General features: G+C 39.3%; 11 protein-coding genes. 4 read left to right on the top strand and 7 right to left on the bottom strand.

All coding sequences use genetic code 11. The annotated features are described in order from the left end of the window. Positions 1-353 precede the first annotated feature (353 nt). Positions 354-1,025: a helix-turn-helix transcriptional regulator gene (locus D8Q48_RS11150; protein WP_021422697.1), complete on the bottom strand. Its 672-nt coding sequence runs from the start codon at positions 1,023-1,025 to the stop codon at positions 354-356. A gap of 485 nt (positions 1,026-1,510) precedes the next feature. On the opposite strand from D8Q48_RS11150, the gene D8Q48_RS11145 reads away from it, so the two are divergent. From D8Q48_RS11145 to D8Q48_RS11125, 4 genes are all read left to right on the top strand, one after another. Beyond that, positions 1,511-2,572, top strand: coding sequence for a replication initiation factor domain-containing protein (locus D8Q48_RS11145; protein WP_278278231.1), 1,062 nt, complete (start codon positions 1,511-1,513; stop codon positions 2,570-2,572). Next, positions 2,572-2,775: an excisionase gene (locus D8Q48_RS11140; RefSeq protein WP_002607397.1), complete on the top strand. Its 204-nt coding sequence runs from the start codon at positions 2,572-2,574 to the stop codon at positions 2,773-2,775. The genes D8Q48_RS11145 and D8Q48_RS11140 overlap by 1 nt, the downstream gene beginning before the upstream one ends. Before the next feature lie 78 nt (positions 2,776-2,853). After that, entirely contained in the window at positions 2,854-4,047 is a 1,194-nt protein-coding gene (locus D8Q48_RS11135; RefSeq protein ID WP_117628204.1) for a tyrosine-type recombinase/integrase, read from the top strand. Between the two features lie 274 nt (positions 4,048-4,321). Continuing rightward, positions 4,322-5,998, top strand: a complete 1,677-nt coding sequence (locus D8Q48_RS11125) for a GGDEF domain-containing phosphodiesterase (protein ID WP_121056498.1) — start codon at positions 4,322-4,324, stop codon at positions 5,996-5,998. Positions 5,999-6,101: 103 nt separating this feature from the next. Here the strand turns inward: D8Q48_RS11125 and D8Q48_RS11120 are convergent, their stop codons facing one another. From D8Q48_RS11120 to D8Q48_RS11095, 6 genes are all read right to left on the bottom strand, one after another. Further along, on the bottom strand, positions 6,102-7,154 hold the full coding sequence (locus tag D8Q48_RS11120) for an ATP-binding cassette domain-containing protein (protein ID WP_121056497.1): 1,053 nt from the start codon (positions 7,152-7,154) through the stop codon (positions 6,102-6,104). 52 nt (positions 7,155-7,206) lie between these two features. After that, on the bottom strand, positions 7,207-7,911 hold the full coding sequence (gene modB, locus D8Q48_RS11115) for a molybdate ABC transporter permease subunit (protein WP_121056496.1): 705 nt from the start codon (positions 7,909-7,911) through the stop codon (positions 7,207-7,209). Between the two features lie 85 nt (positions 7,912-7,996). Next, entirely contained in the window at positions 7,997-8,887 is an 891-nt protein-coding gene (modA, locus tag D8Q48_RS11110; protein ID WP_121056495.1) for a molybdate ABC transporter substrate-binding protein, read from the bottom strand. Between the two features lie 181 nt (positions 8,888-9,068). Then, positions 9,069-10,013, bottom strand: coding sequence for a molybdopterin adenylyltransferase (mog, locus tag D8Q48_RS11105; RefSeq protein WP_117991138.1), 945 nt, complete (start codon positions 10,011-10,013; stop codon positions 9,069-9,071). Positions 10,014-10,015: 2 nt separating this feature from the next. After that, positions 10,016-11,005: a GTP 3',8-cyclase MoaA gene (gene moaA / locus D8Q48_RS11100; RefSeq protein ID WP_121056494.1), complete on the bottom strand. Its 990-nt coding sequence runs from the start codon at positions 11,003-11,005 to the stop codon at positions 10,016-10,018. Between the two features lie 69 nt (positions 11,006-11,074). Beyond that, positions 11,075-12,094 (bottom strand): molybdopterin-binding protein, encoded by a 1,020-nt coding sequence (locus D8Q48_RS11095; RefSeq protein ID WP_121056493.1) that lies wholly within the window; start codon positions 12,092-12,094, stop codon positions 11,075-11,077. Positions 12,095-12,225 lie beyond the last annotated feature (131 nt).

Below are 12,225 nucleotides of genomic sequence, written 5' to 3'. Positions count from 1 at the left end.
GGCGAAAGGGACGCGACTTTGTTCACCAAGGAAAAATCGAAATTGATGTAAACGAAAGGGCAGTTTGATAAAACCGCAAGACTGCTTTTTCGTTTACAACAACTCCGATTGTTTCCTTAACAATTTGTCGCTTTCTTCATACTCATATTATAACAGTTCCATATATCCACCACAATAAAAATCAGCATACCCTTTAAATATTTTCTGCATTGAAAATGCACACTTTTCCTTTCTTCCTCTTGATTACCAATCACAGAAAAGAAAAAGCCCTGTCAAGAGCCTTGCCACCATTGGTGGTGCTTTGCACTCTTTACTGGGCTTTTTGTTTGCTGTATCTTCCATGCAAGAGGAAATTAAAAACCTCTGTTCCATTTCGCCTTTAGATAATCTTCATAATCTCCCTCATTAAAGTCTACTTGTGGAGAAGTATTAGGAATGTTTTTTCTGTTGTCAATATCTGCAAGTTGACGGAATATCCAATCATCATAAGGGTTGTGATATTTGTATTCTTTTGGTTGTTCTCTGTATCGGTCTAACCCTCGCATTTCCTTGTGTACTTTCATCATACGTTCTATTTTTTGACGCTGTATTAACTGTTTGATTTCCATAAGTTCTTCAATTTCTACAACCTCATTAGAAAGATAATTGCTGATGTATCTAATCAATATGGTTTCCATGTAGAATTTGTATTCGTTTTCATTATCAAAGAATTCATTTTCAGACAGATAATCTAAGGAAACATTGAAGTCCTGTTCCCGTTTGATAATATCCATAATATATGGCTCGGTATGGTCGATATACTTCCATTCTCCCGACAATAATTCATTGGGCGTTACACCCAGCACGTCCATTATCTTTTCCAGCGTATCAAAGGTAGGATAATTCACACCACGTTCAATCTTGGAAAGGCTCTGCATATTGATACCGATTTTGTCCGCAAGTTCCTGTTGTTTCATTCCTCTGTGTTTTCTTATGGTCTGTATGTTTTCTCCTAAGAAACTGATTTTCTTTTCATAATGCTCCATAACTTAGTATAACCGCTCCTTTCGTTGCTTCTCTTGGTATTTATAAGCATATCATACTTAATATATATCCAAAAGTCAACAAAAACTTCTTGACAAGTAATTCTAATGGCGTTATTATCGTATCAGATGGAGTGATTAAGCACGCTAGGGTCAATCACACGCTTGAGTAAGCATAGAGAAGATATATTTTCATTTTGATAGCATGAATAAGCATGGACTGTCAGACCGAAAATAGTGGTTTCCAAAAGGGGCTGGCTGGACGGGGCACGTCCCCCAGACGTGTTCGGACAGACAGTTCCTTTTGGAAAGGGAACGCCTTTAGGCGTTCGTAAAGGGCGTATATGTAACACCGCCCTGCGCATACATGTCATAGTACCTAGAAACTGTGATAAATAAAGGAAAAAACACAATTTTTACCCCGCAAAAAACGGGGCATACGAAAGGAGTAATGCACTATAACTACACACAAAAATTTATCCGTTAAGATTGATTACATCAGCATTGTATTTGATACTGCAACCGCAGAAGATGTTATCATGCACATTTTAGGTTTACCGACTGACATTTTCAATGTCTATTCGGCAAGCGTTAAATTCAAGACCTATCAAGCACGCTGGCAGATTGGAGATATTTATGTATCGGGGGACGCAAGAAAAACAGAGGACAACCCACAAGGGTTAGGCTGTTATCTTGTTATGACTGGCAGAGGTTGTGATGATATTTTCCGTATTCTCGACAGTAGGAATTATACCTTTGGGGATATGTTCCGACGTTGCGAGCGAAGATACGGACTGGATAACTTCCATTTCACAAGACTTGATATTGCCATTGATGATAGGAACGAAAAGCCATTCTTTACCATAGAGCAGATAAAGAAGAAATGCGAAAAAGAGGAATTTATCTCCAATAGTGATGGCTACCACTTTGATGAAAGCAAGTTTGACGATTTCGACACCGCAAAGACTGTTTATATCGGTGCTGGAAAATCTGGATTATCCTACCGCTTTTATGATAAGGATAAGGAAGTCTGTTCAAAACATAATAAGACGCTTGAGGAAGTCGGCAGTTGGAAACGAACAGAAATGCAACTGCGTGATGATAAGGCTCATGTTTTTGCCATGACATTTAAGGACAGACCGCTGGAACTTGGAGAACTGGCTTTCGGGCTATTGGCAAACAACCTACGCTTTGTCGTGCCAAACAGAAACGAAAGTAATAAGAGCAGATGGAAAACGTGTCGGTTTTGGGAACGCTTTTTAGGGGCTGTGGAAGTCTTGAAACTGCAAGTACCAAAACAGCAAAATTCCCTTGAGGAAACACAGCAATGGCTCACAGAGGGTGGCGTGATTTCCGCTGTCAAAAGTTTTTATTTCTTAGAAGAACATGACGCATTAGGTGGACTGGAAAAAGTAGGAACTATGCTTGATAAGGCAAGATACAGCAATTCCCTTTCCAGTAAATTAACCGCCCATTTACAGAGGATAAACCGCACCGACCTTATCCCCTATATCCAGTATGACACGAAACATGGGAAAGGGGGTATCTGATGAATAACAACGATATTCCCGTATGGGAAAAATACACCCTTACCATTGAAGAAGCGTCAAAGTATTTCCGTATCGGAGAAAACAAGTTAAGACGATTGGCAGAGGAAAACAAGGACGCTGGCTGGCTCATTATGAATGGCAACCGCATACAGATTAAACGCCGACAGTTTGAACAGGTCATTGACAAATTGGACGCTATCTAGTGCAAATGAGCCTTGTATGTGTTATGATGAACACAAGTCATATCAAGGCTCTTTCCAACAAGGAAAGGAGCAGACAGCATGAAAGAAAAAAGACGGGATAACAAAGGACGTATCCTGCATACTGGAGAGAGCCAACGAACAGACGGAAAATACTTATATAAATATGTGGACGCATTTGGAAACACAAAATATGTGTATGCTTGGAGATTGACACCCACAGACCCGACACCAAAGGGAAAACGGGAAAAACCCTCACTTCGAGAACTGGAACAGCAGATAAGACGGGATATTGAGGACGGTATCGACAGCACAGGCAAGAAAATGACGCTTTGCCAACTCTATGCCAAACAGAACGCACAGAGGGCAAATGTGAAGAAAAGCACAATGAAACAACGGGAACAACTCATGCGGTTATTGAAAGAGGATAAGTTAGGTGCTAGGAGCATTGATACAATCAAGCCCTCTGACGCTAAGGAATGGGCATTACGCATGAAAGACAAAGGCTTTTCCTACAATACCATTAACAACCATAAACGCTCGTTAAAAGCGTCATTCTATATCGCTATACAAGACGATTGCGTAAGGAAGAACCCTTTTGATTTCAAGTTAAATGAAGTCCTAGAAAATGATACCAAAGAGAAAGTCGCATTGACAGAGGAACAGGAACAAGCCTTATTGTCATTTATTAAGACGGACAATGTGTATCACAAGCATTATGATGATGTGCTGATACTGTTAAAAACAGGACTTCGTATCTCGGAACTGTGCGGACTGACAGTAGCCGATATTGATTTCAAGAATGAAGTTGTGATTATCGACCACCAGTTACTAAAGAGCAAGGAACAAGGCTATTATATTGAAACGCCTAAGACGAAAAGCGGAATAAGGCAAGTACCATTAAGCAGAGAAACGATACAGGCATTTCAACGGGTTATGAAAAAACGCCCAAAGGCAGAACCATTTGTGATAGACGGACGGAGCAATTTTCTGTTTGTCAATCATAAAGGCAAGCCCAAAGTTGCGATTGATTATAACGCCTTATTTATCCGTATGGTAAAGAAATACAACAAGCACCACAAGGACAATCCCTTGCCACATATCACACCGCATACGCTACGCCATACGTTCTGCACAAGGCTGGCAAGCAAGAACATGAACCCAAAAGATTTACAGTATATCATGGGGCATTCAAACATTAGTATCACAATGAATTGGTACGCTCATGCGTCCATAGATACCGCAAAATCAGAGGTTCAGCGTCTAATTGCATAGAAGTATTTACCACGATTTTAACCACGTTTGATAGAGAAAATATAAGAAGATAGACCTAGATATGTGAGGTTTACCACAAAAGAAAAATGCCCGTAGAGCCGATAAAATAAGGCTTTGCGGACATTTAAGAAGATATAAAAAGATAGTCAAAAAGACATATATAATTTCAGTTAAATCTAGGTTATAATAAATTAATAGTTCTAATTTTACAGCTACTCTGTAAATCGTAACTCATTTTTATTCTCAAAATCAGAGTATAGGGGGAATATCTATCATGAAAACACTCAATCCTAACCGGAACGATTTGAAAAAAATTGCCGCTACGCGTGTTCCAGAACTTTTGTATCAAAGCGAATATTCTTTTGTCGGTTTAATTGACCTTAATCATCATACGATCAGCAGATGTCGTCTTGATGCTAAGTCCGGTGAAGATTTTCTTACTTCCACTGATTCTTATGAACGGATTTGTGAATTGATGAAGCGTCTTCATATTTCCCCGGCAGATTATGATTATTTTGATTCTCATAGTCCTCTGACAAAGGTCAAACACGCTTTGGACACACAGGGCAATTACTGTTATACCCTGCATCATGTTAAAAATAATAAAGAGCTGATTGTACGCTACAATTTTGTTTATTTTGATAAAGAACAACAGCTTGTTTTAAGCACAATCCAGGATATCAGCTATCTTGCTTATCAGGATTTTTTAACCGGCGATTTGAATCGTGTTGGATTTTACCACGTCGTTTCGAATATTATTAAAAATGACCCTCACAATGACAAGTTTTCTCTTCTTTTTATTGACTTTAAGGAATTTAAAGCATTGAATGAGATTCTTGGATTTGAGGGTGGCGATGCGTTTCTCCATCATTTTCATAATAAGCTTCGGAATTGCTTCTTGAAGCCAATTGCTGCTGCAAGGCTGACTTCCGATCATTTTGTCTGTCTTATAGAACGTAAATATCTGGATTATGAACAATTAACAAAGCTTTTAAAGCAATCCTTCACATATCATGATAAAAATATTCTTATTTTTGCGAAATGTGGTATTTATCATATTCATGACCGGCATGTTTCTGTAAATGGAATGTGTGATCGTGCCCATCTGGCATGTCAGCATATTGAGAACGAATATTTACAGCCTTATGCCATCTATGATTTGAAGATGAAGGAAATCTATATGGCACAGTCCCAGATTCGACGCAATATCGGACAGGCTTTGGAAAATAATGAATTGCAGGTGTACTATCAGCCAATCTTTAGTGCTGCAACAGATAAGATTGTCGGCGCAGAAGCTCTGATTCGCTGGATTCACCCGGAGAAAGGGATGATTTCCCCAGACGTTTTCATTCCTACGCTTGAAAAAAATGGGCATATTTCGGTATTAGATAAATTTGTATCTGACATGATTTCACTCTTTCTGCACCGGCGTCAGGATGCCGGTAAAAAGGTAGTTCCGATCTCTATGAATATTTCACGGATGGATTTTTATGATCCTGATATGTTAAATGCACTTGTAGCTGAGTTTTCAAACGACGAATTTCTTTGTTCAAATAAGATGTTAGAGCTTACTGAAAGTGCTTATATTTCTATTAACAATCTGGATTTGCATCCTTTGAGAAAGATTCAGAATCAAAATGTACGCATTTTATTAGATGACTTTGGAAGCGGATTTTCTTCTTTCAGCACAATCACAGACTATGATTTTAACATTTTAAAACTGGATATGGAATTTGTACGTTCTATTGGGAAGAATCCAAAAATTGAAGCTGTCCTGCGCACCATCATTTCCATGTCTCATGAACTTGGCATCAAGGTCATTGCCGAAGGTGCTGAAACAGACGAGCAGGTAAACTTCTTAAAATCTGTGAACTGTGATTTTATACAAGGATATTATTATTCCAAGCCGGTCCCACAAGATGTTTTTGAGATGATGTTAGATGAACTATAACAATTCATATTACCTATCCATTCTATACAAAAAGTTCTCTTTCGGAAAATGGTTTTCACGCTTTCCAATAGAGAACTTTTTATTTCTTTTTGTATTAAAAATATTATTTTAGAAACATTAATCTTTCTTCTACAATCTGAAGATGCTCTGGCAAACCATTTGTCTCAACTACATTTTCCTTCTCTCTCTGTACAAACCAGCAGATAGAAGGTGTCTTCGGATTTGCAGGATTTAAATAATACTGATTTTCAAACGGAAGCTCTGACATGCTTTTTAATCGTACCTCTATACAATTTTCTTGTTTTTCTCCCCATACCGGCACAAAATCATGTGCACGGTACCCGATGCAGGTACACCCTTTTGGCACTTCCTTTTTCAGCTGTAATGTAACTCCCCAATCCGGCAAAATAATTTTATTTGGAGATTCTGTATATTGCATTTCAGCAAAGTTTTTACATCCGGTCAATTTTGCTGCTGCGCGATATTGAGGGTTACTAAAGATTTCTTTTGTCTTTCCGGCTGTGATTACGCTTCCCTGATCCAAAATCAGCAGTTCTTCACAAAAGCGATATACTTCGTCGCGGCTATGAGAAACCATAATTACTGTTCCTTCGTAATCCTTCAACAGCTCTTCGAGTTCCTGTTGCAAATGGTCTTTCAAAAATACATCCAATGCAGAAAATGGTTCGTCTAACAATATCACATCCGGGCTGTATGCCATAATTCTTGCCAGCGCAACCCTTTGTTGCTGTCCTCCTGAAAGTTGTCCGGGCAGACGTTTTAATAATTCCTGTATCTGAAATTTTTCTGCCATCTCCCTGACTCGTTTTTCTTTTTCCTGCTTACTTCCTTTTAATCCCGCCGCAATATTTTGAGCTATCGTCATCGTCGGAAATAATGCATAGTTTTGAAATAAATATCCTATTTTTCTTTTCTGTGGCTTTAAATTCACTTTATTTTTTGAATCAAACAGTACATGTTCGCCAATCTGGATTTTCCCTTCTGTCGGAGTTTCAATCCCGGCAATACTTTTCAATGTCATACTTTTTCCGCATCCGGAAGCGCCCAGAATCCCAATTCTTTTTGATGCGCTTTCAAACTTTACATTCAGCTCAAACTCTCCGAGCTTTTTCTGGACATCTACACTTATTGCCATTTTTTTGTCTCCTTTTTATTAGCGTTTCGTCTGTTTTATTTTTCACTTGGATTTACCAGCGTTTGACTTGTTTCATTTTCTTGCCTGCAAATATATTCATTAACACAACAATTCCAAATGCGATTGCCATCACAATTGCAACCCACACTCCGGCTGTCAGGTAATCTCCGTCTTGAATGACCATTGCAATCTTCTGTGAAATGGTTCCTGTCTTTCCGGGAATATTTCCGGCAAGCATCGATGTTGCACCGTATTCGCCAAGTGCCCTTGCAAATGTAAGGATTGTTCCGGATGCAATTCCCGGTCCGGCAGTCGGGATGACTACTCTCCAAAATATTTTTAAATCGGACATTCCAAGTGTTCTTCCTGCATAAACAAGATTTACATCGATTTGTTCAAAGGCCGCTCTTGCATTTCGATACATCAATGGAAATGCAATCACTGTCGCTGCAATTATGCAGCCAAGCCAGCTCTGAACAACCTTAATATCAAACGTTTCATATAAGAAGATTCCAAACGGACGACGTCTGCTAAATATAAGTAGCAGGAAAAATCCTGCTACTGTCGGAGGCAAAACCATCGGAAGCGTCAGGATGCCATCCAGCACTGCTTTTACTCCAGGCGATGCTTTTACAATTTTGCGTGCAGCAAAAATACCTAAAAAGAAGGAGAATATCGTTGCTACAATTCCTGTTTTTAATGAAATCCATAACGGACTCCAGTCTAATGTCTTAATGACCTCTATCACTGCTTCCATGTTTTCCCTTTCTGATGAGTATCCGCTATCAGCAAATGCCCTCTGTTTCTGATTTTTGTTTATTCTTCTGAGCGAAATATACTGCTTATTCTACGTTTGTATCGAAATAGTATGAATCAAATACTGCTTTTGCTGCATCTGATGTAATAAATTTGATAAAATCATCGGCTGCTTTGTTTTGTACTTCATCGGCTTCGTCATTCCAAACGCGTGCGATTGGATAAATTACATTTCCTGTCAGATCGTAGCTTACTTTCTGAAGGATATCCAGTTTGTCTTCATATCCATATGTATCTGAGAAATATGTTGTTCCTACTTCGCAAGAACCTTCTACAACTGCTGCAAGTACTTTACTTACGTTATCCTGCTCGCTGATCTCGACTCCACCTAAAGCATCTGAAATTTCCTGTGTTGTGATTGTTGATACATCATCTACTTTATTTAATGTTCCAATGTTTACAAGTGCCTGACGAGTATATTTGCCAACCGGAACGCTTCCGCCTGCCAGAGCGATGCTGCTTGCTTCGTTTAAGTTCTCAAGTCCTGTGACCTTTGTACCACTATCTTTTAATGATACTACAACTACCTGGTTATTTACAACATTTGCACGAGTTTTGTCTACTACAAGTCCGTCTTTTTCCAGCTGGTCCATCTGTTTCTGAGCTGCTGAGAAGAAAATATCACATTCGTAACCTTCTTCAATCTGTGTCAGCAGTGTTCCTGAACTGTCTGCGTTGTATGTAATTTTTACTTCTGGATGTTCTTTGTTGTATTCTTCTGCAAGCCCTGTCATAACTGTGTTTAAGCTGGCTGCGATAAATACCTGGATTTCGGTTTCTTCGGCATCATCTGTTTTTGCTGTCTCTTCTGTTTTTATTTCTTCTTTCGTATCTTTCGAATCTGAGCTTCCGCCACATCCTACAATTCCTGCTACCATTGCTGACGCAAGCATCATTGCTAAAATTCTTTTTTTCATCCTGTTCCTCCTTGATGACTTTGTGTAAATATTTGTTGCACGCGAATGTTTTTTCTAAACCATTCGCTATGCAAAATAGAAAGCAGTTAGGGCGCTGCTTCTATTTACAATCATTCTATTCAGACCTCGCTAAGCGTTCTTCACGCGGTAACACTCCGAACAGCGGCTCGAAAGTACCTCGCTAAGCGTTACCGCATTCTCCATCTGTTCCGCGAAGGATTCCAAGACCATGCCCCAGTGCCGGAAGGATGTATTCTAAGCTCTCTTTTACTGCTTTTGGACTTCCCGGCAGGTTGATGATCAATGTTTTCTTTCTGATTCCGGCTACGGCTCTGCTAAGCATTGCGCGATTTGTAATGCTTAAGGAATAGTGTCTCATTGCCTCAGCAATACCCGGTGCCATCTTGTCGCAGACAGCGATTGTTGCTTCTGGTGTTACGTCTCTTTCTGCGAATCCGGTTCCACCTGTTGTAAATACTACATTGATTTGTCTTTGGTCTGCCAGTCTGCAAAGCTGTCTTTCTATCTTTGCTTTTTCATCCGGCAAAATCATTTTTTCTATAATCTGATATTTAGAGTCTGTACATTCTTCTAATATCTGCTGAATCATCGGACCGCTTTTATCTTCACGGTCTCCTGCATAACCTTTATCACTTAATGTAACAATCGCTGCGGTAAATGGTCTGTCTTTTGGCAGTGGTAACTGAATGACTTCATCACCTGGTTTTATCACGCCGCCTTTTATAATTTCTGTAAATACGCCTTCACGTGGCATGATACAATCGCCCATCTTTTTGTAAATTTCACAGTGACTATGGCAATCTTTTCCTATCTGTGTTAACTCTAAAATTGCTTCTCCTATCTGAAATCTTGTTCCAACCGGAATTGTTCGAAGATCAAATCCTTCTACAAGAATATTTTCTCCAAAGGCACCGTAATCAATTTCTGCACCTTTTTTCTGGAACTCATCAAACTTTTCGAATGAAAGCAGGCTTACCTGACGATGCCATTTCCCTGCATGTGCATCGCCTTCAATTCCCCAGTTTTCTTTTAAGACTGCAGATTCAATACTGTGCTTCTGCGTTCCTTTTTTTTCACTAATGCAAATTGCAATTATCTTTCCCATTTTCAACCACCTATTTGTATCATATCTTTCTTTTCTGTAATATCATCCAAATGCTCAAAACAATGTTGTTCTGGTTTTTCTAATATTGCTGTCTCTAATCTTTGCTTCAACATTCTCTTCATATCTTCTGTTCCGATTTTTTCTCCGGAATCTCTTAGGATTTCTTTTAGATTATAAGATTTTCCATAACATAAACACGGCTTAATCATCCCCTGTGATGTCAGACGTATTCTGTTGCATTTATCACAAAATTTTCCATGTATCGCACTGATAAATCCGATACTTCCTTTAAATCCCGGTATGTGATAATATGTTGCCGGTCCATTTCCATGAACTCTTGTATCCTCTTCTAAATCCGGATATATTTCCCTGATTTTTTTCTGGATATCTTCATTATATATTGTTTCAAATTGTTTCCCATAACCAATTGGCATCATCTCGATAAAACGTACATCAATTGGCTGGTCTTTCGCCAAGCCGATCAACTGCCCCCATTCCGCATCGTTTAGCTCTTTTTGCAATACGCTGTTAATCTTAACCCGTATCCCGGCTTCTACCGCTGCCTGAATTCCCTCTAACACATGCTCTAATTTATCTTTTCCTGTAATTTCTTCATAATTACATCTGCTCAACGTATCAAGACTGATATTCACCGCATCCAGCCCATTTTCGCAAAGCTCTGACATATGCTGTGCCAAAAGTACTCCATTCGTCGTCAGTGTCACCTCTTCAATTCCCGGTATTTGTTTTATTCGGCCTATGAGTGCAGTACATCCCCTACGTACCAACGGCTCGCCACCGGTAATTTTTATTTTTTTAATCCCCAATTCTGCCGCCGCACAGCAAATTTCTTCTATTTCTTCAAAAGAAAGAAGGTCTGACATTGACACCAGATCAACCCCATCCGGCATACAGTATCGGCAACGAAGATTGCAACGGTCAGTAATGGATATTCTCATGTATTCAATTGTTCGTCCATATCCGTCAATCATTGTCCTTCCCCTTCTACACATCTCTTGTTTTCATGTTGCCAGCCTGCTTCTTACTTGCCTGCATTTCCTTTATTTTCCGAATCCGCAATTTGGAAATGTACAGACCGGGCAAGACAGACACAATCCACCTTCGCCAAGTGTGTCAATATCTTCTTTTGTTACTTTCTCGCCTGTCATCAGTCTTGGTAATACAAGGTCAAATATTGTTCGCTTTGCATACATTACGCATCCCGGAAGTCCAAGTACAGGAATTGTCTCATTATAATAGGAAAGCAAGAACATTGCTCCCGGTAATACCGGTGCTCCGTAAGTCTCGACCTTTGCACCTGAATTACGGATTGCCAACGGTGTCTTATCGTCTGGATCTACGCTCATTCCACCCGTACAGATAATCATGTCTGCACCTTCATCGAGCAATTCGCGGATATAACCTGTAATACGCTCCGGGTTATCGTCACTTACACGATGCCCGATGATCTCGGTATCAAATTCTGCTAATTTTTCTTTGATAACCGGTGTAAATGTATCTTCGATTCGGCCATGATACACTTCGTTTCCAGTCGTTACGATTCCAACTTTTTTGTGTAAATATTTACGCAGCTCGAAAATCTGTCCCTCACCGCCAGCTTCTTTTGCTCTCTCCATCTTTTCTTTCTCGATCACAAGAGGAATAATACGCATTCCTGCAAGCTTATCGCCTTTCTTCACCGGGAAATTGCCATGTCTGCTGGCAATCATCATTTCACCGAGACTGTTAATGCGATTTAATTTTTCTGTATCTACTTTTAATACGCCATCACATTCTGCAATCAGTTCAATCTTTCCTTCTTTAATCTGAGATGGAGACATGTTATCATTCTTACACATGTCATAAAGTACCAATGCTGCATCATTTTCATGAAGCATATTTTCATTATTCTCCCAGATATAAATGTGGTCCTTTCCGACACTTAACAATACCGGAACGTCTTCTTCCCGGATAATATGCCCTTTGCGAAATACAGCATCTTTTGTTACGCCTTTGATGATCTGTGTGATATCATGGCATAAAATCTGGCCTACTGCATCCTTTGTCTTCATTAATTTCATAATTATTCCCCTTTTAATATATCGTTTATTTTTTTTTTACTAATCGCACAGTAAAAAAAATTAATTTTAAAAAAGAGCTTGTCAGCCTTTTCAGGAAAGGTTGCCAAACTCTTTTTTAGCTTCTCTAATTT

The organism is Ruminococcus sp. B05 (genome assembly GCF_003628495.1).
GTDB lineage: Bacteria > Bacillota > Clostridia > Lachnospirales > Lachnospiraceae > Schaedlerella > Schaedlerella hominis.
The sequence above is the reverse complement of the archived record's forward strand: the minus strand, read 5'-3'. Positions and strand labels throughout refer to the sequence as shown.